This is a genomic window from Azonexus caeni, assembly GCF_048146105.1.
Taxonomy (GTDB): Bacteria; Pseudomonadota; Gammaproteobacteria; order Burkholderiales; family Rhodocyclaceae; genus Azonexus; species Azonexus aromaticus_B.
On record NZ_JBKJAD010000007.1, the window covers coordinates 102,693 to 126,107 of the forward strand.

Here is a 23,415-nt window from a genome sequence, read left to right on the forward strand (position 1 = left end):
GGCGTCGGCGGTATGGCCTCAGGCGTCAGAAGCGGTAACCGACTTCGAGCCAGAACTGGCGGCCGACTTCGTACGTCTTGAAGCCGCTGGCGGAAACATTGCTGATTTCGGCGACCGAAGCCTTGTCGAAGACATTGAACACGTCGAGGTTGACGAAGAAGGCCTGCTGGCGGGTGGTCGGGAATTCCCAGCCGAGGCGGATATCCCAGGTCAGGGCGTGGTTGAACTTGCGTTTCTCCCAGACGGCGATCTGTTCGCCCTGGTGATAGACCCCGGAGCTGCTGGCCGAAGCCGTCTGCGCCACCCGGCTGTAGGCCGCCCGGTAGCGCAGGAAGTTGGTCCACGTCAGCTGCCATTGGGGGATGCGGGTGACGCTGGAGAGGCGCAGGCTCCACGGACGATTGTAGTTGTCGGCCGGTCGCGAGGCGTAGCGGATGACCTTGCCGTCATACTGGATGTAGGGGTTGGTGATGTAGAAGTCGGTTTCCGAACTGATGTAATCCGGTGCGTTGCGTTTGCTGTCGCGCCAGTCGAGAACCAGCTGGCCGGTAGTCTGGGTGCCGAACCAGTTCAGGGTGTCGAGCGGGGAAACCGTCAGCGTGACGATGTCGGTATCGCTCTTGCCACCGTTGGTGTAGGTGGTATAGCTGTCCGACAGCGTCGGGTCGGTCGAGGGCTGGTCGAGGGTCGTGCCGCTGACTTCGAGCACCTGGTCGCGTCCCTTGCGGTTGACATATTTCAGGTTAAACGTGAAGCGCTGCCAGCGCTGCTCGATGCCGAGCATCAGTTCGTCGTCGTAGGGGATGTCCAGCTCGCTGAACTTGACCAGGTTGGTGGCCTGGGTGCCGACCGTCCAGTCACTGTTTACCGTGTTCCGGACTTCGCCGTTGTAGCGCAACTGGTTACGCCCCTCGCGCAGGCGCCAGCTGGTGATGTTGCGGCCGTAGTAACGGTTGGCGCCGGCATGCAGTACCGTGTTGCGGTTGCCGAAGAGATCGTACTGGGCGGCCAGGCGGGGCGACCAGGTGGTCTTGTTCATGTAGTTGTCGCTATCGACGCGCAAGCCGGGGCGCAAGGTGAATCTACCGGCTTCGATCTCGTCCTGTATCCAGGCGCCCCACTGCGTGGTCGTGAAGTCGAAATCGCCGGTCGTGAAGCGGGTGCGCCGGCTGAGCAACTGCCCCGGCCAGTTGCCGTTTTCGGTCGTGCCCATGGCGCAGGCGTCGACCGTGACGCCGCTGCTGTTGGTGCAGGTCGTTGTCGAGACCGGCGTGGTGTAGGTGCTGTTTTCGGTCAGCCGCTCGTAACGGACATACTGCTGCATGAGCTCCATCCCGGTCTGCAGCCGGTGGCTGGCACCCAGTAGCGAGAACGCGTTCCAGTCTGCATTGACGCGGTATTGCCAGGTTTCCTGCTGCTGTTCGACGTCACCGTAGCCTCCTTCCAGACTGCTGGCGGCAGAGGTTCCCCAGTCCTTGCTGGTCGACCGTCGCCAGGCGTAGTAGTCGTCGAAATCGGAATCGCGCGACTGGTCGAGCCGGCTCCAGGCCAGGTTGTGCTCGACCCGGGCGAGATCGCCGTCCCAGCGCCCCTTGAGGTTGAACTGCAAGCCGCCGGTCTGGGTCTCGAAGGCCGAGTTGGCGATGTTGCCGCGCCAGTAGGTGTTGTTTTCCGGCGCATAGGTCAGGCCGGATTCGATTTGCAGCCGGCTGACCGGTTTCCAGAAAGCCTTGACGAAATAGTTGTCGATCGAGCGTTCCTGGTCGCGCTTCTGCAGGCCCATCGCCGCGACATTGTTCGACGAGTAGAAGCTGGTCGGGATGGTCGAGCGTTTCTGGCTGAAGTTGGCGAGCAGCCCGAAGTTGTCCGTCAAATGCCCTTCCAGGGTGCCGCGCAGGATCGTCTTGTCGAATTCCGGCTGGTCGAAGTGGGACGAGGAGTTCTCGAAGTTTTCCGCCTGTTGTGGGTCGATGTGGTACTTGGTCCACGCGGAACGGGTGGTCTGGTAGGAAATCTTGCCGTGTACTTCCTTGCTCGGCTTGCGCGTGCTGGCCTCGATCACACCGCCGTTGAAACGGCCGTAGGCGGCGGGAACGTTACTGTCGTAGACGACGATGCTGTCGAGCAGGTCGGTGTCCAGGGCCAGCCCCTGGCTTTGTCCGGGAACGTCGGAGAGCGAGTTGATGCGGCTCTCGGTGCGCTCGCCCGGGTCGATGTCGTTGTTGATGTTGGCGCCATCGACGATGAAGGCGTTCTGGTAGTACTTGGCACCGTTGATGCTGATGTCGGCCGGCGAGATTTCGCCCGGCGTCTTGCTGCTCATTTGCGTGTTGCTGAACTGGACGTTGGGGTGGAGCTTGAGCAGGCTGGTGATGTCGCCGTTGCCGGCCGGCATGGCCTCGATCGTCCGGCGCTTGATGGCGGTCGTGCCCATGGGGTCGCGTTGATCCACGACGATCACGGGCGAGAGCCGGGTTTCGCTGCGATTGCCGCCGCCGGACTCCTTGGGCAGTTCGACCAGGAGGTAGCCCGACGCGGTGCGGGCAATGCCGTAGCCGGTGTCGTGCAGCAGGATGGCGAAGCCGGCATCGATCGCGTAGCTGCCGTGCAGGCCCTGGCTGCGCAGTCCCTTCAGCTTGTCGGCATCGATCACCAGGGCAACCCCGGCCTGCAGGGCAAAACGGTTGAGCGCGGTGTCGAGCGGTCCGGCCGGGATGTCGTAATGACGTGTGGCCTGTGCGTGCGCCAGCGATGGCATGACCACGCTCAGGCTGCCGGCAAGGGCCAGGTGGGTGATGAAGATCAGCGGCTTGAGGCGGGTGCGCAGGCGGCCGGACGGGGCGGTACGGGGCAGGTCCATGGTTGGCGAGTTCCTTTCAGATTGGCGAGCCCTGACGGGCAGGGACGAGCACCGGAACTGGCTGGAGCATGTATTGCGAAAACTGCCTGGCTACCCAATCTCGTCTTTCATGAGCATTGACGGGCGAAAACGGAAAAGCGGAACCGCCGCAGCGGAAAATCAGCGCACTTCGGCGCGGTCGACCGTGACGAAGTAGGGAGAAAAGCGCCGGATGCGCAAGGCGGGGAAGTTGTTGGCCAGCAATTGCAGCGCCCGGTCGGTGTCGTTCAGCGGCAGGACGGCGGAGACGTGCAGGCCGGCGACCGCCTCCCGGTCGTAGCGGATCAGGCCGGAGCGGTTGCGGGCGAGTTGCTCGAGGACTTCGTCCAGCGGGCGGTCGCGGACCACCAGCTGCCGCTGGCGCCAGGCATCTTCCAGCAGCGGGCCATCGATGCTGGCCAGCCTTGCCCCGCCATCTGCCGCAAAGCGCAGGCTTTGCCCGGCTTCGACGACGATGGGCCGGTCGCCGCCGACGACGCTGACCGCGACGCGTGATTCGAGCATTTCGAGCACGGTTTCGTCGGCGTAGTGGTTGACCAGGAAACGCGTGCCGAGGGCACGGATGCTGCCGTGGGGCGTGGCAACGATGAAGGGGCGGCCGTCGTGGGCCACGTCGACCAGAATCTGGCCACGCAGGAGGGTGACGGTGCGGGTTTTCGCATCGAATTGCAGGTCGACCGCAGCGCTGCCGCCCAGGGCCAGGCGGCTGCCATCGGCGAGCGTCGTGCTCTGCCATTCGCCGCTGCCGGTGTGCAGGTCAGCCAGCAGGCTGCTTGCCGGTGTCGTCTGCAATGCCAGCCAGCCGGGCAGCAGCAGGGCGGCGAGCAAGGCAAGGCGGGCGGCAAGGCGGCGAGCGGGGCGGGGCGTACTTTGGCGGGCGGCAAGAATGGCCTGGCGGGCGGGCGAGCGGCTTCCATCCTGGCGGAAAGCGGCGAGTTGGCCGACCAGCTTTTCGAGCCGGGCAGCGGCTTCCGCGTGGCGGGGATCGGCTGCCTTCCAGGCGAGGAAGCTTTGCTCGGCCTGCCGTCTTTCTTCGGCATCGTCGCTGCTCAGCCGGACGATCCACGCGGCCGCCTGTTCGCTTGCCGTCGTGCAGGGTGAGGGTTTCATGCGGCGGACTGAAGGTCGCAGGCGAGCAGGCACTGGACCAGATACTTGCGGACCATGCGTGGGCTGACGTCGAGCCGGCAGGCCACCTCGGCATGCGTCATGCCGTCGAGGTAGTGCAGCAGGAAAGCCTCGCCAGCCCGCACCGGCACACGGTCGAGGGCGTTGGCAATCTGCATCAGGGCCTGAACCGCGATCAGGGTTTCCTCGGGCGAGGGAAAGCTGTGCCGGGTGTCGGCCACCGCCGAAAGCTCGGCCAGGTAGGCCTGCTCAAGCGCTTTTCTCCGCGCCCGGTCGATGATCAGCCGGTTGGCGGTTGTGGTCAGGTAGGCGCGCGGCTCGCAGATCGCCGGCAAGGCGTCGCGGGCGCCGAGAATGCGCAGGAAGGTGTCCTGCGCGAGATCGGCAGCCTGCTCCGGACAGCCCAGTTTGCGTCGCAGCCAGCCGGACAGCCAGCCATGATGGCTGGCGTACAGGTCGTGCAACGGGTCGGGGCTGGCGGTGCAGCTCACTGCGGGGCGATCCATTCGAAGATTTCGATCGTGTCCGGCCGGCATTTGCTGCATCCGCCGCCACAGGCGGTGCCGCCCGGCAACTGACGGACGCGGCCCTTGCGGCGCAGCAGTTCGAGCATGCCGCGCAACGCTTCCGGTGCGGTGTCGAGCGATTCGGCCAGGTCGCGCAGGCTGGCGCGGTGTTGCTCGCGCAACACCTGTTCGACCCGGGACAGAATCGTCGCCATCTCAGGCCTCCTGCGGCTGGGCGGCGGCCAGGCGGTCCGCCTTGTGGCCCTGCTGGCGCAGGAACCAGATGAAAGCGGCGGCCATGGCCAGGACGGCGGCGATCCAGCCTGCCGAGACGGCCGGGGCGCGGCTGAAGATGCTCAACTGGTAGGCGATGGTCGCCATGCCGTAGGCGAGGCCGGTGGTCCAGGCGCCGACGAAGAGGGTCCAGCGCGTGCCGCTTTCGTGGTGGACCGCGGCAATGGCGGCGGTGCAGGGGAAGTAGAGCAGGATGAAGAGCAGGTAGGCGAAGGCGCCGCCGGCGCCGTCGAAGCGGCTGGCCATGGCGCCGAAGGTGCCGGTGTGAACTTCGTTTTCCTCGGCGACGGCGGTCGTGTCGCTGAGGTCGCCGACCGCGATGCCGAGCGGATCGGCCCAGGTGCCGAGGGCGTCGGCGAGATTGACGGGGATGGTGGCGAAGGCAGCAGCGATGGCCTCGCCAAGCGCGAACGGCGCTTCCTCTGCGGGGGCATCGCCGGCTGCCGCTGCATCGCTTGCGGCGAGTGCGGTGTAGGCGGCGTCGAGGGTGCCGACGACCGCTTCCTTGGCCAGCACGCCGGTGAAGATGCCGACGGCGGCCGGCCAGTTGTCGGCGTTCAGGCCGAAGGGCGAGAAGGCCGGCGAGATCGTGCGGCCGATTTCGGCGAGCACCGACTTGTCGCTGTCCTCGTTGCCGTAGCTGCCGTCGGTGCCCAGCGCGTTGAGGAAGTTCAGCACCAGCACCATCGGCACGATGATGCGGCCGGCGCGGACGATGAAGCCCTTGAGGCGGTCCCAGGTGTGCAGCAGGATGCCCTTGACGGTCGGCAGGTGATAGGGCGGCAGTTCCATGATGAAAGGCGTCGCTTCGCCCTTGAGCAGGGTCTTCTTGAGCATCAGTCCGGTCAGCACGGCGACCGCGATGCCGGTCAGATAGAGGGCGAAAACGACGTTCTGCGCGTTGCTCGGGAAGAAGGCGGCGGCGAACAGGACATAGACCGGCAGGCGGGCGCCGCAGGACATGAAGGGCGCCATGGCGATGGTCATCAGGCGGTCGCGGCGGTTTTCCAGGGTGCGGGTGGCCATGATCGCCGGCACGTTGCAGCCGAAACCGACGATCAGCGGCACGAAGGATTTGCCGGGCAGCCCGACCCAGCGCATGAAGCGGTCCATGACGAAGGCGGCGCGCGCCATGTAGCCGGAACCTTCGAGCAGCGACAGGAAAAGGTAGAGGAAGCCGATCACCGGGATGAAGGTGGCGACCGTCTGGATGCCGCCGCCGATGCCTTTGGCGAGCAGCACGGTGAGCCAGGCCGGGGTGCCGACGGCGCTGAGCCATGCGCCAAAACCGTCGACCAGCAGCGCGCCGGTGAATTGATCGAAGAAATCGATGAAGGCGCCGCCGATGTTGATGGTGAACATGAACATCAGGTACATCATCAGCAGGAAGATCGGGATGCCGAGCACGCGGTTGAGGACGACGCGGTCGATGCGGTCGGTGAGGTCGCGGCTGACCTTGCCGGTGACGCGCACGCAGCCGTTGGCAATGCGATTGGCGCTGCCGTAGCGGGCATCGGCGAGCAGGATGTCGAGGTCGTCGCCAAACGCGGTGGCGGCCTCGCGCGCCGTCGCGGCGAGCGCCGGGCCGGCTTGCTGGCGGGCGAGATCATCGCCTTCGAGCAGGCGGGCGGCGAGCCAGCGCGGCGTCATGCGGGAATCGGCCATTTCGGTGGCGATGCGTTGCGCCAGGCGCTCGATCGCCGTTTCCAGCGCGCTGTCGTAGGTGACCAGCCCGTGGCTGAAGGACGGCGTGTCGGCAGCCTTGACGATCGCCGTCTTCAGCGCGTCGATCCCGGTGCCGGCCGAGGCGACCACCGGCACCACCGGGAAACCGAGCTGGCGGGCGAGGGCGTCGGCATCGACCTGCATGCCCTTGTCGGCGGCAACGTCGGTCATGTTCAGCACGAGCAGCAATGGCAGGCCCATTTCGGCCAGTTGCGTGGTCAGGTAGAGGTTACGTTCGAGGTTCGAGGCATCGACGATGTTGATCACCAGATCGGCCTCGCCGGTATGGACGAAATCGCGCGCAACGCGCTCGTCGAGCGAAACTTCACGGTCGACGACGTCCAGCGAGTAAGTTCCGGGCAGGTCGATGACTTCGACCTGGCGACCGCCGTGACGGTATTCGCCGCTCTTCTTCTCGACGGTGACCCCCGGCCAGTTGCCGACCCGTTGCTTGGCACCGGTCAGGGCGTTGAACAGCGTCGTCTTGCCGCAGTTCGGATTGCCGACCAGGGCGATGGTGATTTCCGGTTTCATCCCAGTTTCTCCACATTCAGTCCGGCCGCTTCTTCCTTGCGCAGCGAAAGCTGGCAGCCACGCACCTTGAGTTCGACCGGGTCGCCCATCGGCGCCACCCGCGTGATGCTGATCTCGACGCCGGGCGTCAGCCCCATGCTGAGCAGCTTGCGGCGGTAGGCACCGCCGGCTTCGCCGTAACCGATCACCCTGGCGTGATCGCCGATCTGGAGTTCGCCCAGTGTTGTCATTTTCCTGCTCCCTGTTTGTCTGTCAGGCCCCGACCAGCGGGGCGACCATGATCTTGTGCGCCATGCCGCAGCCCAGCGCGAAACGCGTTTCGCCGCGCGTCACCACGACGCCGCCGCCTTCGTGTTGGCGGACCAGCAGTTCGGCGCCGATGTTGAGCCCCATCTCGGTCAGGCGGCGGTCCAGTCCCGCGCCGCCTTTCAGGGAAACCACCTGGACCCGCAGGCCGGGGTTGGCCATGCTGAGCGGAAAGGACTTGGCATGCATGCGTTTCTCCTCGAATTGAATGGTGGTGTCAGAATTCCCAGGCCACGCCGACCTGGCCGAAGTTGCGTTCGCTGCCCCGGCCGACGGCGCCGGAGACCTTGAGCCCGTCAACGATCTCGTAGCGCAGGCCGATCGCCTTGTCCGGGCGGGCGTGTTCCTCGCCGAAGATTTCCATCGTCAGCTGCAGTCGGTCGAGCAGCGGATATTCGTAGCCGATCCCCCAGGTGCCGAGGGTTTCCGATTCGCCCTGGGCGCGGGTGCGGGCGCTGCCCAGATTGAGGTGCAGGACCCGGCCACCTTCCCAACGGTAGGAAGCGAGGCCGCTGACCGACCAGCTACGCTCGGTGAATTTCTCCGGCGTCTCGCGGTCGTGGATGCGGGTACGGCCGACATCGACGCGCGCACCGAGCGACCAGCCGGTGTCGTTCTGGTAGGGCACCCACTTGGCGCCGAAGCCGACGCCGCGCGCCCGGCTGTCCGGGTCGGTGGCATGATCGGTGGCACGGGCGAGGCCGATTTCCATTTCCAGATGCTCGATGAAACTGAAGCCGAACAGCGCTTCGGCGCTGCGTTCGCGGTCGTCCTTGCCGAGCACGCCTTCGATCTTCATGTCGCCCTTGGCGAGGGTGCCGGCGTCATCGACGTTCATCGGTCCTTCGGCATGCGCCGGGGCAGTGATCAGGAATGCGGAGGCAGCTAGGAGAGTGAACCTGGCTGGGCTTTTTAGTAAAGCTTGGCTGGGGGTCTTCATGGTGGATTTCCGATGTTTTCGGCTAAGTGGGGAAGCGAGGGTTAGGGGTTGGATATTCCGGGTTGGGTGACGAAGCCGATCTTGCCGAGGCCGGCGCGGCGCGCTGCGCTCATGGTTTCGGCAACGCTTTCGTAGCGGCTGTCGCGGTCGGCCTTGAGGTGCAGTTCGACGTTCGCGTCCTGGGCGACGGCCTCGCGGAAGCGGCTTTCCAGCGCCGTTGGTTCAATCGCCTCGCTGCCGATGAAGATGCGGTTGTCGGCGGTGATCGAGACCTGCAGGGTCATCGGTTTTTCCGGCGTCGGCGTGCTTGAGGCGCGTGGCAGATCGACCTTGACCGAATGGGTCATCAGCGGCGCGGTGATCATGAAGATGATCAGCAGCACCAGCATCACGTCGACCAGCGGCGTCATGTTGATCTCGGCGGTCGGCATCTGGCTGCCGGTACCGTTGAAGCTGCCCATTGCCATGTCATGCCCCTTCCGTTGCGGCGCGGGCGCGCATCGGGTGGATCTGGGCGCTGTTGGCGACCAGCGGCTTGCCGACCGTGAAGAAGGCATGCAGATCATGGGCGAAGGCGTCGAGGTCGGCAAGGATGACGCGATTGACGCGGGTGAAGGTGTTGTAGGCAAAAACGGCCGGCAGCGCGACGGCGAGGCCGGCGGCGGTCATGATCAGTGCCTCGCCGACCGGGCCGGCGATCTTTTCCAGCGCCGCCTGGCCGCTCATGCCGATCGCCACCAGCGCATGGTAGATGCCCCAGACGGTGCCGAAGAGGCCGACGAAAGGCGCGGTGGCACCGGTCGTGGCGAGGAAGGTGAGGCCGTTTTCCATGCTCGCCTGGGTGGTCGACAACTGCTGGCGCAGCGCGCGTTCCATCTGCTCGGCGGGGTCGAAGCGGGACGACAGGCGGCCGCTCATGCCTTCGCAATCCCGGTTGCAGCAATTGGCCTGGGTGGCGAGTTGGGCGTAGGGACTGTCCGCGCCCGCCTCGCGCAGCTTGTCAATGCCGTCGTTGACGGTCGGCGCGGCCCAGAAGGCGCTGACGGCGCGGGCCGCCTTGCGCATGCGCCACCAGTCCCAGGCCTTGGCCAGGATCAGGTACCAGCTGGCCACCGACATGACGACGATCAGTACCGCGACCGAATGCGATACGACATCGCCCTGGGACCATAGATGGGCGAGGCCAAAGGCGTTTTCCTGAACGGTTTCCTGCATGCTTATTGCTCCAGTTTGAAGATGATGGGGACCAGGACCCAGCTCTGAACGGCGACATCGCCGCGTTTGGCCGGTATGAATTTCCAGTTGCGCACGGTTTTCAGCGCCGATTCGTCGAGGCGGTTGCTGCCCGATGAGGTGCGGACCTCGACCGAATCGGCAGTGCCTTGCGGATTGACGGAGACGCGCAGGATTACCTTGCCTTCCTCGCCCATGCGCCGGGCCAAAGGCGGATAGGGGGGCGGTGGGTTGCGCAGGTAATCGGCATCAAAGCGGGCCTGGCTGACCGCCGGCGCGGCGGGGGCGGGAGGCGTCGGTTCGACGGGCAGCGGCGGGGCGACCGGTGCCAACTCGGCCGGAGCCTGGCTGCTTGTGGTTTCGAGGACGGGAGCCGGTGTTTTTGGCGTTGGTAACGGTTTTTGCCGGACCGGCTCGGGTTTGGCCACCGGCAGCGGTTTGGCTTGTGGTTCGGCTTCGATCTGCGGCGCCGGCAGCAAATCGACGACCAAGGGCATTTCCATGATCTGCGGGGCGATGGTTTTTGCTGCCAGGACTGCTAGCAGGATGCCGGCATGCAGACCAATGACGACAGTCAGTAAACCGCTGCGCCGGGCCGTCGAGGGATGATGAAGTGTGTAGCTCATGGCGATGTTCAGGAAGGTCCCGCGCTCGCCCAAAAAAACCCTTGGCTTGCTGGCATCTGGCGCGCTGGCTGTGGGAACGGTTTTTACAACGGAGAGAAACTTATTTGGTCAGGATCAGCTTGTTTTCACGGGTGACGCGCAGCAGGTAGCGCTGGCCCGCGTGTTCGATTTCGACGGTGTTCGCCCCGCGCAGGATTTCCCCGCTTTCGAGCCGGAGAATGTTGCTGTTGTTCGGCACGGGGTTCGCTGGCGGTGTGGTCTTGGGTGGGCTGTTCATTTTGGTGTTGCGCGTTCCGAAGGCGATGAGCGGATTTTATCGAAATGGGAACGATTGTCAATAACATTCGTTTCTGCGTTTTCTCAGTTTTCCATCGCCTCGTCGAGTCCCCGGCCGAAACTGCTGACGCCGCTGTTGCGCACGAACACGCAGCGTTTGCCGGTGCGCTTGCATTGTTCCTTGACCCGCCAGTAAGCGTTGTGACTGATGCAGCCAGCCTGGCAGATGACGAGGTCGGCGGCGGTCAGGGCGCCATCGATGCGGTGCAGGCTTTCTTCCAGCCCGCCGTCGTGGTGGATGAAGCGGCCGCCGGACTGTTCGACCAGATGACGGTAGGCCTCCACCATGCCGGCACGGCCGCCGACGCAGAGCACGCATTTGCCGGACAGGCGTTCGCCGGTCTGCTCGGGACGCATTCCTCCTTCTTCAGGTGCTTCGTCGTGTCGGCTCAACTGGGCAATCATTTCTTCGGCGGTCTGCAGTTGTTCCCGCAGGCGCCGAAGTTCGGTCTCCTGGCTTGCGGCTTCTGCCGCCAGCGCCTGGTTGCGCGCTTCGGCATCGGCGGCGCGCCGCAGCAGGGATTGCCTTTCCCGAAGTTCCGGCAGGCTGTTGCGTAATTCCTCGTACTGGCCGGTCAATTGGGCGAAACGGGCGGCGCTGCCGGCCAGTTCGGCGCGCAGCTCGACGATGCGCTGGGCGAGCGATTGCGTTTCGGCCGACCGCTCGGCGCGCAATGCTTCGTTCTCTTGGCGGGCTTTTTCCAGTTGGCGGCGCAATTCGCTGATTTCGTCACGCTGCTGTTTCAGCGTTCTCAGGTCGGCCCGGTTACCGCTGCCTATCTGGTGCTGGATCATGTGGATGTCGGCGTAGACCTCATGTTCCAGCGTCGCATCGCAGGCCGGATGGCTCAGTGTTGCCCACAGGGCGGCCGGGATGCCGTTGCCGGCGGCGACTTCGGCACGCCACAGCGCGTCCAGCGCGGCGTTGTCGCGGGCTGCCGAGAATTTCCGGACGGTCAGCGGATAGCGTTTTTCCAGCTGTTTGTGCAGCAGTTCGGCAACCGTCGAGCGTGATTCGCAGGCGCCGACCGCGGTCGTGTGCAGCACGAAATCGCTGGTGTCGCGGGGAAAGTCCAGGACCTTCTTCAACAGGCCGCGCAATTCGGCGACTTCGAAACAGGTGCCGATTACCGGACAGTGGCATTTGTGTGAGAGCTCCCAGAGTTTCCGGCGGCGAGTCGATGCCGGAGCGGAAATATCCTTTGCCGGCACCGGTTTGATGGCCATAGGGCTGGCGCTGAAACTGCCGCCGACGACGTGATACGGGAAGGTGCTCATGTTCTGCCTCCGGGGGTATCCGCAATGCTTCGAGACTTGCGGGGTTTCTGGATCGATGAAGGGAAACCCTGTGCTGTTGCGTAGCGCGGCCTCCGGATCAGCGGGCTGACGCTACTGCGCAGGTGATGTTGGCCAGAATGGCGAGCGACGTTATGAGGTGCTGACTTCATCTTTGGCGTGCGGGCAGGGCCGGCCGTCGAGACGGCACTGATCGCGCTCGTCGCGCCACTGCTGATCGAGGCTCAGGCAGCCGGTGCGGCAAAGCAGTTCGCTGGCTTCATGGTGGCCGAGCTGCTGACGCAGGGCGGCGTTTTCCTCCTCGCAGCGGCGCAGTTCGGCGTGCAGTCGCCGGTTGCCGGCTTCGAGGTCGGCGATGCGTTGCTGTAGTTCCGTGATCAGCCGCGTGCAGCGTTGCTGGATCCGGCCGAGGTGGCGCAGCAGTGTGACATTTTCGCCAGCGGCCGCGGTGCAGGCCGGTGGCGGGCCAGGCTGACCGATGACGAAGAGTTCGCGCAGTTGCATGTCAGCGGCCGGTCATGTTGCCGGGAACAACCCAGCGGTCGAAATCTTCGCCGCTCACGTAGCCGAGGGCGAGTGCTGCGGCGCGCAGGGTGCTGCCTTCGCGATGTGCCTTCTTGGCGATTTCCGCCGCCTTGTCGTAGCCGATGTGCGGGTTGAGCGCGGTGACCAGCATCAGCGAGCGTTCGAGGTGTTCGCCGATGCGTTGCCGGTCGGGGACGATTCCGGCGGCGCAATGGCGGTCGAAACTGTCCATGCCGTCGGCGAGCAGGCGGATGCTCTGCAGCAGGTTGTGGATGATCAGTGGCCGGAAGACGTTGAGCTGGAAGTTGCCGGAGGCGCCGCCGAAGTTGATGGCGACGTCGTTGCCGAAAACCTGGGCGGCGAGCATGGTCAGCGCCTCGCTCTGGGTCGGATTCACCTTGCCGGGCATGATCGATGAGCCGGGTTCGTTTTCCGGGATGCGCAGTTCGCCGATGCCGCAGCGCGGGCCGCTGGCCAGCCAGCGCACGTCGTTGGCGATCTTCATCAGGCTGGCGGCCAGCCCCTTGAGGCTGCCGTGGGCGTGGACAATGGCGTCGACGCTGGCCAGCGCCTCGAACTTGCTCGGCGCACTGACGAAGGGGTGGCCGGTATGGCGAGCCAGTTCGGCGGCGACCCGCTGGGCGTAGCCGGGCGGCGCGTTGAGGCCGGTGCCGACGGCGGTGCCGCCGATCGCCAGTTCGTGCAGGTGCGGCAGGTTGGCGCGGATGTGCCGCTCGGCGTGTTCGAGTTGGGCGACCCAGCCGGAAATTTCCTGGCCCAGCGTCAGCGGCGTCGCATCTTGCAGGTGGGTGCGGCCGATCTTGACGAGGTCGGCGAAGTCGCGTGCCTTGCCGGCCAGGGTTTCGCGCAGGCGGGAAAGGGTGGGCAGCAGTTGGCGAACGATGCCGTCGACGGCGGCGACGTGCATCGCGGTCGGGTAGACGTCGTTGCTCGACTGGCTGAGATTGACGTCGTCGTTGGGGGGGATCAGGCGCTTCTCGCCGCGCGGGCCGCCGAGCAGTTCGCTGGCGCGGTTGGCGATGACCTCGTTGAGGTTCATGTTGGTTTGCGTGCCGGAGCCGGTCTGCCAGACGACCAGTGGGAATTCCTCGTCGTGGCGGCCGGCGATGATTTCGTCGGCGGCGACGACGATGGCGCCGGCCTTGTCGGCAGCGAGCCGGCCGAGGGCCTGGTTGCTCAGGGCGCAGGCGCGCTTGACCTGGGCCAGGGCGCGGATCAGCTCCACTGGCTGACGCTCGCCGGAAATAGCGAAATTCTGCAGCGAACGCTGGGTCTGGGCGCCCCACAGGCGTTCGGCGGGGACCGCGATGGGGCCGAAGCTGTCATGTTCGATGCGTGTTGTCATGGGAGTCTCGAGGCGGGGCGGCGGGAAAAAAAAGCCTGGCTGGCAGCGAGCTGGCTTGGCCTAAGTAAGCGAGAGATGATCAACCGGGGCATGCCTGCTGAGGAGTCAGGCATGGGACATTCCGGTTGCGCTCAATATACCCGGCTGGTCTTTCCATGTAAATAGGAATTGTTACTATTTGACGACCGGCGCTATGGCAAGGGCGGGCTGCCGTCAGCGGGTTTCTTCGGCGTTTCTGTTGGCCAGACCGGCGTCCGTGGTCGACGACGCCGGCCGGGTCAGCACCACGCCCAGCACGGTGCCGAGGGCAGCGCCGATGCCGATACTGATCGCCGGGTTGCCGATCGCGTCACCGAAGCTGACGCCGGCTGCGATGCCGGCGCAAACGCCAAGTGCCAAGCGGGTGTTGCGGCGGTAGTCGGGACCTGGCTGCATGCGTCGTATCCGGGATGGTGAATGGGCCGGCGCGAGGCCGGTCGGTGTTTTGGCATGGTAATGAGAATGGTTCGCCAAATCAAGCGCAGGCGCAACGCCTGTTCAGGCGCTGCGCAGGGCGTTGAGCAGAATGGCGATGGTGCTGCCGTTGTGGGCGATGCTGGCGGCAACCGGGCTCAGTTGGCCAAAGGCGGCAGCGGCCAGGATGGCGCTGTTGGTGCCGACAGTGAGCCGGAAATTGGCGTCGATGCGGCGCATCGTTGCCTGGGCGATGGCGCGGGCGTCGGCGACGCGACAGATACCGTCCTCGAGCAGGACGATGTCCGAGGTCAGGCGGGCGAGATCGGCGCCGCGTTGCATGGCGATGCCGACTTCGGCGCCAGCCAGCGCCGGGGCGTCGTTGATGCCGTCGCCGACGAAGGCGATGCGTCGACCGTCGGCCTTCATGCCGGCGACGATGGCGGCTTTCTGTTGCGGCAGCAGTTCGGCGTGGCATTCGTCGATGCCGAGCCGGCGGGCGATTTCTTCGGCACGCCGGCGGTGGTCGCCGGTCAGCATGACCAGATGGCGGACGCCCATGTCGCGCAGGCGCTGCAAGGTTGCCCGGCTTTCCGGACGCAGTTCGTCCTTGAGCGCGATGACGCCGAGCAGGCGGCCGCCATAGCCGATGTAGAGCAGCGTCTTGCCCTGCCGGTAGAGCTTGTCGAGTACCGTCTGGTGGTCGCTGACCGGGATGCCCTCGTCCTCGACGACGAAGTGGCGTGAGCCGACGACGATACGTTTGCCGTCGACGACGCTGGCGACCCCGTGGGCGGCGATGAACTCGACTTCCTTGTGGTCGAAATGCTGGCCGCGATGACGGCGGGCGGCCTCGACGACGGCCAGTGCCAACGGGTGGAAGTAATGTTCCTCGACTGAGGCGGCGAGGTCGATCAGGTCTTCCGGGCTGTATTGCGGATCGAAGGCGATCGAATCGGTGACCGCCAGCTTGCCGGTGGTCAGCGTGCCGGTCTTGTCGAAGACGAAGGTGTCGACCGCGAGCAGTCTTTCGAGCACGTCGCCACCCTTGAACAGGATGCCTTGTTTGCCCGAGCGGTACATCGCCGATTTGAAGGCGACCGGCGTCGCCAGCTTGAGGGCGCAGGAATAGTCGGCCTGCAGGACGGCGGCGGCGCGTTGCCAGTCGCCGCTGACCAGCCAGGCGCTACCGGCCAGGCCAAGCACGGCGGGAACCAGGCGATCGGCGAGGCGCGCGGCCTTGAGCTGCGAGTCGCTCTTGGCGGCGAGCGATTGCTCGACGTAGTCGGCGATGCGCGCCGAGGCGGTGTTGCGGCCGACGTGTTCGGCGTAGACGCGCAGCCGCCCTTCCTCGACGACGGTGCCGGAGAGCACGCTATCGCCGCGACGGCGCAGCACGGGTTCGCTTTCGCCGGTCATCGCTGCTTCGTTGAGCAGCGCCTCGCCGCCAAGAACGGTGCCATCGACGGGAACGGTGGCGCCGGCGGCGACGATGATGGTCATGCCGACCGCGACCTCACCCGCCGCGAGCTGTCTTTCCTGACCGTCGATTTCGACCCAGACCTGAGCGGTGTCCGGATGCAGAAGTTTCTTCAGCAGGTCGTCCGAGCGGCGGGCGATCGACTGCTCGAGGTAGTCGCCGAGCGCCAGCATGAAGATGGTCGCGTTGGCCGCCGTGTAATCGCGGCGGGCGGCCGAAATGGCGACTGCCAGTGCCTCCAGGACGTGCGAATTGATGCCTTCCCGGCGCAGGTCGGCGACGGCGCCGGCAAACAACGGCAGCGCTGCAACCAAGGTGGTGGGCATCTGCAGGCCGGCCGGCAGCAGTGGGTGGGCAGCGAGCAGGGTGGCGCCGCCCAAGACTTCACCCAGCCCTTCGCCCTTGCCGGGAACGGCTGCCAGACGCGGCGCGTTGCCGGCGATGTCCAGCCCGCGTAGCCCCCGGCTCAGGGCGGTTTCATCGGTCGCCGCCGGGTCGTAATCGATGACCAGCGAGCGGGCCGCCCGATTGACCCGCGCCTGCTGCACGCCGGACAGGTTCAGCGCCGCGCGGGCCAGTCCGCGGGCGTCGAAGCTCGTGCCGGCGCGATAGACGAAGCGGATTCTGCCGGGCAGGCGATGCGCCACCCGGAAGTCGATGGCCGGGGTCATGCGCTCTTGCGGGCCTCGGCTTCGACTTCGGCCCGGATGTCGGCCATCTGTTCCTTGATTTCCTCGACGCCGCCAGCGACACCGGCATAGAGCTTCATCGCCGTCCTGGCCAGTTTGCCGCGCATCTTCTCGTCGCCCAGGACATATACCGCGGCTGCGCCGATCAGTGCGCCGAGGATGAACTGTTCGCTCTGGCGTGAACCGAGCATGCCCTGCAGGCCGTGCAGCAGTCCGGGTTGCGCGCCGGGCTGGGCGCCGAACAGGCCGTTCAACGCATTCGGATCAAATGCCGGTGGCGGGCCGGCGTCCATGCCGCCGTACATGCCCTGGCCGATACCGCCACCCATGCCCGGGTTCATCCCAGCCATGCCGGGCTGGCCCCAGTTGGCGTATTGCGCGGCCTGACGCCGTTTATCCTTCTTCTTGCCCATTTCCGATCTCCTTGGATGGCTGATCCTGTAATAAATTTTCGATGGCGACGACAGCGGCGGTGGCGAGCGCGATGCGTCCCAGGCCAAGGGCGGTCTGTCCGTTCCGCAAGTCGCGGGCGGCGGCTGCGCCGCCGGCAAGCGCGCAGCCGCCCTGAAGGGCGAGACGCAGGGTGCGCCGGTCAAGGTTCAGGCCGCCGCCGCGCTGCTGCACCGCGCCGAGCATGCCGCCGGTGACGAAGCCGCGGACGAACTCGTTGCCGCCGCCGGGCACGAGCGCATTGCGTTGGCTCATGCCGTTTCGTCCCCGGTGGTCGTTTTCCGGCGCGGCGCGGCTTTTGTCGCCGTTTTGCGGCGGCGCGGCGGCTTCGCCTCGGGGGGCGCGGCGACTTCCGCCGGAGTGGCGGCGGTTTCCGGCGGGAGCGGGGCATCCGTTGCGCTCAGACGTTCGCGCATCGCGGCGGTGGAGCTTTCGAGCCGCGCGAGTCCGCTGACGCTCGCCTTGCGCAAGCTGTCCCTGGCGTTGTCGAGGGCGGCGCGGGTTTTCTGGTTGCGCATCATCTTGATCGCGACGGCGCCGGTGACGAGTCCGGCGGCAAAAGGCAACAGCGGCAGCATGGTCAGTCCTCCTGGGGGGAAATGCGGGGAGTCTGCTTGCGCAGATAGTGAACGGCGGCGCCGCCAGCGACGATTCCCGCCAGCAGTGCCGGGTGGGCGTTGCGCACCAGCGGGCCGACGATGCCGAAGGCACCGTGCTGGCGGGTGAGCAGGGAGAGACCGCTTTCGACGATGCCGGTCAACGGGCCGTGGCGGACATAGGCCTGGCTGGCCGGGACGCCTTGCGCGGCGTGGTAGCTCTCGCGCGCGATGGCGCTCTGCAGGGCGCGCTGGAAAGCCGGTAGATGGTTTTCCAGCGAGGCCGACTGCAGGTTGAGGAAGACCCGTTGGACATCGGCCGGCGGCTGGATCGACAGGAGGTGCTGGTAGAGCTGCACATTGGCGATCTCGGCCGCGATCCCTTGCTGGAGATTGGCGCGCCAGGTGGGGGCGACGACGGTTTCGAGCGGAAAGGGATCCTGTGGGCGGGGGATGCCGTAACGTTCGCAGAGTCGGCCGAGTGCGGCGATGTGCTGTTCCTCGGCGGCGACGATGTTCGAGAAAGGCGGCAGATTACCGTAGGCCTCGATGACATGCCGATAGTAGGCGCGAGCCGCGTATTCGTCGTACATGGCGATGCGGATCGCCTGGTGCAGCAGCGGGAAGGGCGCCGCCGGCTGCAGGGTGCGGCTGCGCAGGATCGCCTCGTCATAGTTGGCCATGACAGACCTCCTCGTACTTGTCTTCGATGATGCCGAGCAGCGCCTGCGCGGCCGGGGTGTTGGCGCCGGCCAGCAGGTCGTGCCAGGCGCGGTCGGGAATCACCGCGTTGTCGTATGCGACGGTGCAGGAGCGCGCCAGCTTGTTCAGACGGATCTCGCGCACGCCGCGAATCGCTCCCAGCGCGTCGCCCAGCCCTTCCTCGCCGAAGGCTCGGACGGCGGGCTCGTCGAGGATCGCCGCGTCGATCTTGAAGCGGATGCGACCGGGAATCTGATGGGCGATACGCAGGTAAGGCGCAGCGATCCGCACGGCCTCGACGGGCGGCAGGGACGATGATGGAATGGGGGTGCCAGCAAAATTTCCAGCCATGGATTTCTCTTGTGGAAACGATTGGCTGGCTACCGCGGGGCGGCTGGCTGGCTGGTGAGAGGGATGCCTCGGTTGCACCTTAGCAGGTCTGCGCTCCAGCAGCTTGACATAAATCAAGGGCTGCAGTGCTGGATTCGGGCGCCGGTGCGGGTGTCAGCAGCGGTTGCGGAAATGTCTGGGCGATTCGCCGAAATGGCGCCGAAAGGCGGTCGAGAAGTTGGCTTGGCTCGCGTAGCCAGCGATTTCGGCGGCCAGCGCGACGCTGACGCCATCGCGTCGCAGGGCGCTCGCTGCCCGCTCCAGGCGGCGCTGACGTAGATAGTCGAAGATGGTGCTGGCGAAGGCCTGGCGGAAATGCTGTTGCAAGGTGGTGGCGTTGCAGCCCATCTGCTGGGCTATTCCGTTCATGTCGAGGTGGTCGGCGGCGCCGCTGTCGAGCAGACGACGCAGACGGCAAATGCGCCGGTAGTGCGTCGGTGCGAGTCCGTGATCGCTGGTGTGGTCGCGCGCCAGGAGTTGCGTAAACGCATCGCCGACGATGTCCAGGCAGCGGCCTTCCATGGCTAGGCGCTCGAGCGGATCTTCGGCGTCGCCGGGGCGCAGCAGTTGCTCGACGGCGCCGAGCGTGCGTTGCGACGGTTGCCAGGCGAGCTGATTCAGGTGGCGGGCCGGCAATCGCCCGTTCAGGCCGGCTTCGTCGATCCAGGCAGGCGACAAGGTGATCACCACCATGCGCTCCCGGGTTCCGGCGGTGCTGCTGCGCGTGAACCGGACCGCTCGTGTCAGCGTCAGCACGGTGGCCACGGGGCGGGCCGACTCACCGTCGCCGGCGTCGAGATCGAGGAGCTGGCCGTCCAGCTTGACCCGGGCATTGCCTTCCAGCTTGACGATGACTTTCGTGCCGGCGGGCATCAGTGCAAAGGCCGTGTTCAGGTTGCACAGATGGAGGATGTCGGTGCATTGCAGGCCTAGTCCGCCGCGCAGCCCGGCCTGGAAAAAGACGCCAGCGAGCAGTTCGGCGCGCGGTGGCTTGTAGGGAATGTCGAAGCCTTCGCCAATGCGTCGGAAGAGGTAGTCGGCGTCGATCACCGGGGAGGGGGTTTTCTTTACAGCAAACATTTTCCTTGCTCTGGCAAAAGTTCGGGTGACGATCCTTTGCAATACTACGGCCATTTGTTGCAAATGGTAACGAGTCGCAACAGCAATATCAATGAACGTATCGAGAAATCTCATGAAAACCCGCGTTGACCGCATGCATCGCAAGTCCTTGTTCCTGGCCGTCCTGGCGGCCTTCCCTCCGCTTGCCGTGGCCCAGGTGCCAGCCGACGGCGATGCCAAAATGCTCGGCTCGGTGACGGTCAATGCCTACCAGGCCACCAAGCAGACTTCCGGTGCGACCAAGACCGAAACTCCGCTAGCCGAGACAGCCCAGTCGGTGTCGGTGATCGCCAGGGAGGAAATGGATGCGCGCGGCGTCCGCAATCTCAATGACGCGATGCGCTACGTTGCCGGTGTGGCACTGGAAAGCACCGGCATCGACAATCGCGTCGATGATTTCAGTATCCGTGGTTTCGATGCCGGCAGCTGGGGCAACAACGTCACCATCGACGGCATGCGGGCGCCGCAGGGCAGCCAGTGGAACCGGACCATGATCGACAGCTGGAACCTCGAGCGGATCGAGGTGCTCAAGGGGCCGGCGGCGGTGATGTACGGCCAGGTTGCGCCGGGCGGCATGGTCAACCAGGTCAGCAAGATGCCGAATCGGGAGCGCGAGCGTGTTCTGCGCCTGGGCGTCGATGGGCACGGCCAGTACAACGCCGCCTTCGATCTCGGCGGCGGTTCCGACGATGATCGGCATCTCTTCCGCCTGGTCGGCCTGGTCCGCCAGGGCGACACCCAGATCGAGCATACCGAGGAAGACCATTCCTTCATCGCGCCCAGTTATACCTTCCAGCTTTCCGACGCGACGCGGCTGACCCTGCTCGGCCTTTACCAGCGCGATCATGGCGGATCGACCTACCAGTTCCTGCCGATGGCCGGCACGCTGGTGCCGACCCAGTACGGGCGGATGAAGAACAGCACCTTCATCGGTGAACCGGACTGGAATACCTACAACCGGACGATCTGGACCGCCGGCTACCAGTTCGAGCACGCCTTCAACGAGCGCTGGAAATTCAGCCAGAGCGCACGTCTGACCGACGTCCAGTCGCTGTTCCGCACCGTCGTCACCAACGGCGCCCTGAATGCCGACGGACGTACGCAGAACCGCCGCGCGGTCTGGGGTGACGGCGATTCGCGCGGTTATACCGTCGATACCCGGCTGACCGGCAAGTTCGCGACCGGTCCGCTCGAGCACACCCTGCTGACCGGCATCGACTGGCAGAAGGCCGACTGGACTGGCGCCCGCGCCGCGATGAACAACCCGGGAGCGATCGACATCTTCAATCCGGTGTACAGTCACTTCACGCCGGTGACCACCAGCATCACCTACCTCGGCGGTGTTAACCGGCAGACCGGTGTCTACCTGCAGGATCAGATTGCCGTCGACAAGTGGCGCTTGACGCTGGGCGGACGCTACGACTGGGCCAAGGATGACACCTGGACGCAGGCGTACACGGTGGCGACCGACACCTGGGGGAGCCGCTCGCCGACCCAGGTCGACAGCGAGGCCTTCACCCGCAACGCCGGCCTGCTCTATGTCGCCGACAACGGCTTGGCGCCCTACGTCAGTTTTGCCGAATCCTTCCAGCCGTCGGGCAACAATGCCGATCTGAATGCCGCCAGAAAGGCCTTCGACCCGGTCACCGGCGAACAATGGGAAATCGGCGTGAAGTACCAGCCGAAGGGTATCGACGGACTGGTCACGCTATCCGTCTACGACCTGCGCCAGCAGAACATCCTGCTCGACGATACCGGCAACGCGACCTGTGGCCCGGCCGGTAGCAGCCAGTGCAAGATTCAGGGGGGAGAAAGCCAGGTTCGCGGCGTCGAACTGGAAGGTCGCGTCACGCTGACCCGGGGCTTCAGCGTCATCGGCGCGCTGTCCTGGATGGACTCCGAAGTCATCCGCGGCACGGCGGCCCTGCGCGGCAAGGAACTGGCCCGGGTGCCGGACAAGACCGCTTCGCTGTGGGCCGACTATACCTTCCACAACGCCGCGCTGGCCGGCCTCAGCCTGGCCGCCGGGGTGCGCTACAACGGCAGGAGCTACGGCGACAGCGCCAATGCCTACCGGATTCCCTCGTTCACCTTGTGGGACGCGGCGATCCGCTACGTCATCGGCCGCGACAGCAAGCTGCCGGTACAACTCGCGCTCAACGTCAGCAACCTGACCGACAAGCAGTACATCTCGACCTGCGGTACCGTCGCTTCCTGCTACTACGGTACCGGCCGCACCGTGAACGCGACGGCGACCTTCAGTTGGTGACCTACCGTTTCCTGCTCGCTCTGCTGGGTGGCCTGCTGCTGATGCAGCAGCCCGTCGTCGCCCAGCCGAACCTGGCCCAGCGTACCGGCACCACCGTGGCCGAGACCGGCGTTGCCGGCTATCGTTTTGCCACGCTGCGCCTGTCGTCGGCCGATGGCGAGCGGCATTACCGCCTGCGGGTCGCGCTGCCGACCGGGGCGGCACCGGTCAGCGGTCATCCGGTGGCCTGGCTGCTCGACGGCAACGCCGCCCTGATGGATGTCGGCGCAGCCACGCTGGTCGAACTGGCACGCCGGCCCGCCGCGCCGGTGATCGTCTTCGTCGCCCACGACAACGATCTGCGCATCGACGGCGCTGCCCGCGCCTTCGACTACACGCCGCGCCGGCCGGGCGGAGACGAGGCCCAGCGCGATCCGCTGGGCAGCCGCCGCAACGGCGGCGCCGACGCCTTTCTCGAGCTGATCACGAGGCAGGCGATGCCGCAGGTCGCCGCGCTGGCGCCGGTCGATCCGGCGCGCCAGGCCTTGTGGGGGCATTCCTACGGTGGCGTCTTCGTCCTCCATGTCCTGTTTACCCGGCCGCAAGCTTTTGCCGAATACGGGGCCGCCGATCCTTCGCTATGGTGGGGCGATGGCCAGTTGTCGCGCGAGGAAGCCGCGGCTGCTCGCTGGTCCGCCAAGACCCGGTTGCGGCTGTGGCTGGGCGCCGGGGCGGGGGAGCGGAAGCTGGCGGCCGGTCGCGATGCCGGTAGCGTCGAAATCATGCAACGGGCGCGCCACAGCGTGCCGCCGGACGCGGCTCCGGCGCTGGCCGCAAGGCTGCGTCAACGCGGGCTGGCCGTCGAGCTTCTGGATTTGCCGGGGTTGTCGCACGGGCAGACCCTGGGTGCCTCGCTGCCGCCTTTCCTGTTCGGGCTGTCGGAAGGCGAATGATGATCTCTTGCCGTTTCAAGGATGACAATCGATGAATCCCTGGTTGTACACGCTCGCAGCGCTGGCCGGCATCGTCGGCGCTTGGCTGCTCTACCTCGCCGTGCCGCAGCAGCAATGGCTGGCCGCCCCGCGCCGGCCGGCGCGGGGCCTTGCCTGGTCCGGGGCGGCGCTGGCGCTCCTCGCGCTGCTCCTGTTGCTGACGATGATGGGCGCGATGGCGGCGGTCGCCACCTGGCTCAGCCTGTTGATGCTGGTCGGCACGCTGGCGCCTTTTCTCGGGGCGTGGCGGGCGCATCGGCGGCGGAGGCCGGCATGACGACGCAGCGTAGCCATCGACTCGACAGCGCCGACTGGTTCGGCAAGACCTGTGCCGGCCTGGTGCTGGGGTTTTCGCTGGCGGTCGCCGTCAGCGGACTGTGCGCCTGGCTGACGCCCGGCGGCATTGCCGGCGGCAATGGCAAGATCCAGTTCGTCATGTGGCTGATGGCGCCGCTATGGGCCGGCGTCCTGTGCTTTGTCTTCCTTTTTCGCGACAGCCGGCGCGCCTGGCTCTGGCTGGGTGGAGCAAACCTGGTCGCCTGCGGTCTGCTGGCCGGTGTTCGCGGACTGCTGGGGTGAGCC

The 23,415-nt window shown here is 66.0% G+C and carries 27 protein-coding genes; 4 read left to right on the top strand and 23 right to left on the bottom strand.

Annotated features, from left to right (window positions below):
• Window positions 1–25 precede the first annotated feature (25 nt).
• The 23 genes from ACLIIZ_RS09695 to ACLIIZ_RS09805 form a co-directional block, all read right to left on the bottom strand.
• The gene (locus ACLIIZ_RS09695) at window positions 26–2,860 is read right to left on the bottom strand and encodes a TonB-dependent receptor plug domain-containing protein (RefSeq protein ID WP_416691896.1); all 2,835 of its coding nucleotides are present in this window, start codon (window positions 2,858–2,860) and stop codon (window positions 26–28) included.
• A gap of 159 nt (window positions 2,861–3,019) precedes the next feature.
• Window positions 3,020–4,009 carry a FecR family protein gene (locus ACLIIZ_RS09700; RefSeq protein WP_416691897.1) on the bottom strand — a complete coding sequence of 330 codons (990 nt, stop codon included), beginning with the start codon at window positions 4,007–4,009 and terminating at the stop codon, window positions 3,020–3,022.
• Window positions 4,006–4,533, bottom strand: coding sequence for a sigma-70 family RNA polymerase sigma factor (locus ACLIIZ_RS09705; RefSeq protein WP_416691898.1), 528 nt, complete (start codon window positions 4,531–4,533; stop codon window positions 4,006–4,008). The genes ACLIIZ_RS09700 and ACLIIZ_RS09705 overlap by 4 nt, the downstream gene beginning before the upstream one ends.
• The gene (locus tag ACLIIZ_RS09710) at window positions 4,515–4,748 is read right to left on the bottom strand and encodes a FeoC-like transcriptional regulator (RefSeq protein WP_416691899.1); all 234 of its coding nucleotides are present in this window, start codon (window positions 4,746–4,748) and stop codon (window positions 4,515–4,517) included. The genes ACLIIZ_RS09705 and ACLIIZ_RS09710 overlap by 19 nt, the downstream gene beginning before the upstream one ends.
• A 1-nt stretch (window position 4,749) precedes the next feature.
• Window positions 4,750–7,086 carry a Fe(2+) transporter permease subunit FeoB gene (gene feoB / locus ACLIIZ_RS09715; RefSeq protein ID WP_416691900.1) on the bottom strand — a complete coding sequence of 779 codons (2,337 nt, stop codon included), beginning with the start codon at window positions 7,084–7,086 and terminating at the stop codon, window positions 4,750–4,752.
• Window positions 7,083–7,316: a FeoA family protein gene (locus tag ACLIIZ_RS09720; RefSeq protein WP_416691901.1), complete on the bottom strand. Its 234-nt coding sequence runs from the start codon at window positions 7,314–7,316 to the stop codon at window positions 7,083–7,085. Before ACLIIZ_RS09720 ends, feoB begins: the two co-directional genes overlap by 4 nt.
• A 22-nt stretch (window positions 7,317–7,338) precedes the next feature.
• The gene (locus ACLIIZ_RS09725) at window positions 7,339–7,581 is read right to left on the bottom strand and encodes a FeoA family protein (RefSeq protein WP_416691902.1); all 243 of its coding nucleotides are present in this window, start codon (window positions 7,579–7,581) and stop codon (window positions 7,339–7,341) included.
• A 28-nt stretch (window positions 7,582–7,609) separates the two neighbouring features.
• The gene (locus ACLIIZ_RS09730) at window positions 7,610–8,230 is read right to left on the bottom strand and encodes a hypothetical protein (protein WP_416691903.1); all 621 of its coding nucleotides are present in this window, start codon (window positions 8,228–8,230) and stop codon (window positions 7,610–7,612) included.
• A gap of 143 nt (window positions 8,231–8,373) precedes the next feature.
• A complete protein-coding gene (locus ACLIIZ_RS09735; protein WP_416691904.1) occupies window positions 8,374–8,799 on the bottom strand; it encodes an ExbD/TolR family protein in 426 nt (141 codons plus the stop codon).
• Between the two features lies 1 nt (window position 8,800).
• Complete coding sequence (locus tag ACLIIZ_RS09740) at window positions 8,801–9,547, bottom strand: MotA/TolQ/ExbB proton channel family protein (protein WP_416691905.1); 747 nt, start codon at window positions 9,545–9,547, stop codon at window positions 8,801–8,803.
• Between the two features lie 2 nt (window positions 9,548–9,549).
• Window positions 9,550–10,191, bottom strand: coding sequence for an energy transducer TonB (locus tag ACLIIZ_RS09745; protein WP_416691906.1), 642 nt, complete (start codon window positions 10,189–10,191; stop codon window positions 9,550–9,552).
• Window positions 10,192–10,291: 100 nt separating this feature from the next.
• Window positions 10,292–10,468, bottom strand: coding sequence for a hemin uptake protein HemP (locus tag ACLIIZ_RS09750; protein ID WP_416691907.1), 177 nt, complete (start codon window positions 10,466–10,468; stop codon window positions 10,292–10,294).
• Window positions 10,469–10,551: 83 nt separating this feature from the next.
• Window positions 10,552–11,805, bottom strand: a complete 1,254-nt coding sequence (locus ACLIIZ_RS09755; protein ID WP_416691908.1) for a DUF2325 domain-containing protein — start codon at window positions 11,803–11,805, stop codon at window positions 10,552–10,554.
• Window positions 11,806–11,955: 150 nt separating this feature from the next.
• Window positions 11,956–12,327: a hypothetical protein gene (locus tag ACLIIZ_RS09760; RefSeq protein WP_416691909.1), complete on the bottom strand. Its 372-nt coding sequence runs from the start codon at window positions 12,325–12,327 to the stop codon at window positions 11,956–11,958.
• A 1-nt stretch (window position 12,328) separates the two neighbouring features.
• Complete coding sequence (fumC, locus tag ACLIIZ_RS09765) at window positions 12,329–13,714, bottom strand: class II fumarate hydratase (protein WP_416691910.1); 1,386 nt, start codon at window positions 13,712–13,714, stop codon at window positions 12,329–12,331.
• A 213-nt stretch (window positions 13,715–13,927) separates the two neighbouring features.
• Window positions 13,928–14,149 (bottom strand): hypothetical protein, encoded by a 222-nt coding sequence (locus ACLIIZ_RS09770; RefSeq protein ID WP_416691911.1) that lies wholly within the window; start codon window positions 14,147–14,149, stop codon window positions 13,928–13,930.
• 102 nt (window positions 14,150–14,251) lie between these two features.
• Window positions 14,252–16,318: a heavy metal translocating P-type ATPase gene (locus ACLIIZ_RS09775; protein ID WP_416691912.1), complete on the bottom strand. Its 2,067-nt coding sequence runs from the start codon at window positions 16,316–16,318 to the stop codon at window positions 14,252–14,254.
• On the bottom strand, window positions 16,315–16,749 hold the full coding sequence (locus ACLIIZ_RS09780) for a YtxH domain-containing protein (protein WP_416691913.1): 435 nt from the start codon (window positions 16,747–16,749) through the stop codon (window positions 16,315–16,317). Before ACLIIZ_RS09780 ends, ACLIIZ_RS09775 begins: the two co-directional genes overlap by 4 nt.
• Window positions 16,730–17,041, bottom strand: a complete 312-nt coding sequence (locus ACLIIZ_RS09785; RefSeq protein WP_416691914.1) for a hypothetical protein — start codon at window positions 17,039–17,041, stop codon at window positions 16,730–16,732. The genes ACLIIZ_RS09780 and ACLIIZ_RS09785 overlap by 20 nt, the downstream gene beginning before the upstream one ends.
• A complete protein-coding gene (locus tag ACLIIZ_RS09790) occupies window positions 17,038–17,364 on the bottom strand; it encodes a hypothetical protein (RefSeq protein ID WP_416691915.1) in 327 nt (108 codons plus the stop codon). The genes ACLIIZ_RS09785 and ACLIIZ_RS09790 overlap by 4 nt, the downstream gene beginning before the upstream one ends.
• Before the next feature lie 2 nt (window positions 17,365–17,366).
• The gene (locus tag ACLIIZ_RS09795; protein WP_416691916.1) at window positions 17,367–18,065 is read right to left on the bottom strand and encodes a ferritin-like domain-containing protein; all 699 of its coding nucleotides are present in this window, start codon (window positions 18,063–18,065) and stop codon (window positions 17,367–17,369) included.
• A complete protein-coding gene (locus ACLIIZ_RS09800) occupies window positions 18,052–18,435 on the bottom strand; it encodes a cation transporter (RefSeq protein WP_416691917.1) in 384 nt (127 codons plus the stop codon). Before ACLIIZ_RS09800 ends, ACLIIZ_RS09795 begins: the two co-directional genes overlap by 14 nt.
• 153 nt (window positions 18,436–18,588) lie before the next feature.
• Window positions 18,589–19,554, bottom strand: coding sequence for an AraC family transcriptional regulator (locus ACLIIZ_RS09805; RefSeq protein WP_416691918.1), 966 nt, complete (start codon window positions 19,552–19,554; stop codon window positions 18,589–18,591).
• A 112-nt stretch (window positions 19,555–19,666) separates the two neighbouring features.
• On the opposite strand from ACLIIZ_RS09805, the gene ACLIIZ_RS09810 reads away from it, so the two are divergent.
• The 4 genes from ACLIIZ_RS09810 to ACLIIZ_RS09825 are packed head-to-tail and all read left to right on the top strand — an operon-like array spanning window position 19,667 to window position 23,412.
• Window positions 19,667–21,862, top strand: a complete 2,196-nt coding sequence (locus tag ACLIIZ_RS09810; RefSeq protein WP_416691919.1) for a TonB-dependent siderophore receptor — start codon at window positions 19,667–19,669, stop codon at window positions 21,860–21,862.
• The gene (locus ACLIIZ_RS09815) at window positions 21,859–22,794 is read left to right on the top strand and encodes an alpha/beta hydrolase (protein WP_416691920.1); all 936 of its coding nucleotides are present in this window, start codon (window positions 21,859–21,861) and stop codon (window positions 22,792–22,794) included. The genes ACLIIZ_RS09810 and ACLIIZ_RS09815 overlap by 4 nt, the downstream gene beginning before the upstream one ends.
• A gap of 31 nt (window positions 22,795–22,825) precedes the next feature.
• Window positions 22,826–23,110, top strand: a complete 285-nt coding sequence (locus ACLIIZ_RS09820) for a hypothetical protein (protein WP_416691921.1) — start codon at window positions 22,826–22,828, stop codon at window positions 23,108–23,110.
• Window positions 23,107–23,412, top strand: coding sequence for a hypothetical protein (locus ACLIIZ_RS09825; RefSeq protein ID WP_416691922.1), 306 nt, complete (start codon window positions 23,107–23,109; stop codon window positions 23,410–23,412). The genes ACLIIZ_RS09820 and ACLIIZ_RS09825 overlap by 4 nt, the downstream gene beginning before the upstream one ends.
• The last annotated feature ends 3 nt before the right edge of the window (window positions 23,413–23,415 follow it).

Bases quoted from the DNA above. Each gene is read 5' to 3' on its own strand.
- ACLIIZ_RS09695 (WP_416691896.1), bottom strand. From the start codon at position 2,860: ATGGACCTGCCCCGTACCGCCCCGTCCGGCCGCCTGCGCACCCGCCTC.
- ACLIIZ_RS09700 (WP_416691897.1), bottom strand. From the start codon at position 4,009: ATGAAACCCTCACCCTGCACGACGGCAAGCGAACAGGCGGCCGCGTGG.
- ACLIIZ_RS09705 (WP_416691898.1), bottom strand. From the start codon at position 4,533: ATGGATCGCCCCGCAGTGAGCTGCACCGCCAGCCCCGACCCGTTGCAC.
- ACLIIZ_RS09710 (WP_416691899.1), bottom strand. From the start codon at position 4,748: ATGGCGACGATTCTGTCCCGGGTCGAACAGGTGTTGCGCGAGCAACAC.
- feoB (WP_416691900.1), bottom strand. From the start codon at position 7,086: ATGAAACCGGAAATCACCATCGCCCTGGTCGGCAATCCGAACTGCGGC.
- ACLIIZ_RS09720 (WP_416691901.1), bottom strand. From the start codon at position 7,316: ATGACAACACTGGGCGAACTCCAGATCGGCGATCACGCCAGGGTGATC.
- ACLIIZ_RS09725 (WP_416691902.1), bottom strand. From the start codon at position 7,581: ATGCATGCCAAGTCCTTTCCGCTCAGCATGGCCAACCCCGGCCTGCGG.
- ACLIIZ_RS09730 (WP_416691903.1), bottom strand. From the start codon at position 8,230: ATGAACGTCGATGACGCCGGCACCCTCGCCAAGGGCGACATGAAGATC.
- ACLIIZ_RS09735 (WP_416691904.1), bottom strand. From the start codon at position 8,799: ATGGCAATGGGCAGCTTCAACGGTACCGGCAGCCAGATGCCGACCGCC.
- ACLIIZ_RS09740 (WP_416691905.1), bottom strand. From the start codon at position 9,547: ATGCAGGAAACCGTTCAGGAAAACGCCTTTGGCCTCGCCCATCTATGG.
- ACLIIZ_RS09745 (WP_416691906.1), bottom strand. From the start codon at position 10,191: ATGAGCTACACACTTCATCATCCCTCGACGGCCCGGCGCAGCGGTTTA.
- ACLIIZ_RS09750 (WP_416691907.1), bottom strand. From the start codon at position 10,468: ATGAACAGCCCACCCAAGACCACACCGCCAGCGAACCCCGTGCCGAAC.
- ACLIIZ_RS09755 (WP_416691908.1), bottom strand. From the start codon at position 11,805: ATGAGCACCTTCCCGTATCACGTCGTCGGCGGCAGTTTCAGCGCCAGC.
- ACLIIZ_RS09760 (WP_416691909.1), bottom strand. From the start codon at position 12,327: ATGCAACTGCGCGAACTCTTCGTCATCGGTCAGCCTGGCCCGCCACCG.
- fumC (WP_416691910.1), bottom strand. From the start codon at position 13,714: ATGACAACACGCATCGAACATGACAGCTTCGGCCCCATCGCGGTCCCC.
- ACLIIZ_RS09770 (WP_416691911.1), bottom strand. From the start codon at position 14,149: ATGCAGCCAGGTCCCGACTACCGCCGCAACACCCGCTTGGCACTTGGC.
- ACLIIZ_RS09775 (WP_416691912.1), bottom strand. From the start codon at position 16,318: ATGACCCCGGCCATCGACTTCCGGGTGGCGCATCGCCTGCCCGGCAGA.
- ACLIIZ_RS09780 (WP_416691913.1), bottom strand. From the start codon at position 16,749: ATGGGCAAGAAGAAGGATAAACGGCGTCAGGCCGCGCAATACGCCAAC.
- ACLIIZ_RS09785 (WP_416691914.1), bottom strand. From the start codon at position 17,041: ATGAGCCAACGCAATGCGCTCGTGCCCGGCGGCGGCAACGAGTTCGTC.
- ACLIIZ_RS09790 (WP_416691915.1), bottom strand. From the start codon at position 17,364: ATGCTGCCGCTGTTGCCTTTTGCCGCCGGACTCGTCACCGGCGCCGTC.
- ACLIIZ_RS09795 (WP_416691916.1), bottom strand. From the start codon at position 18,065: ATGGCCAACTATGACGAGGCGATCCTGCGCAGCCGCACCCTGCAGCCG.
- ACLIIZ_RS09800 (WP_416691917.1), bottom strand. From the start codon at position 18,435: ATGGCTGGAAATTTTGCTGGCACCCCCATTCCATCATCGTCCCTGCCG.
- ACLIIZ_RS09805 (WP_416691918.1), bottom strand. From the start codon at position 19,554: ATGTTTGCTGTAAAGAAAACCCCCTCCCCGGTGATCGACGCCGACTAC.
- ACLIIZ_RS09810 (WP_416691919.1), top strand. From the start codon at position 19,667: ATGAAAACCCGCGTTGACCGCATGCATCGCAAGTCCTTGTTCCTGGCC.
- ACLIIZ_RS09820 (WP_416691921.1), top strand. From the start codon at position 22,826: ATGAATCCCTGGTTGTACACGCTCGCAGCGCTGGCCGGCATCGTCGGC.
- ACLIIZ_RS09825 (WP_416691922.1), top strand. From the start codon at position 23,107: ATGACGACGCAGCGTAGCCATCGACTCGACAGCGCCGACTGGTTCGGC.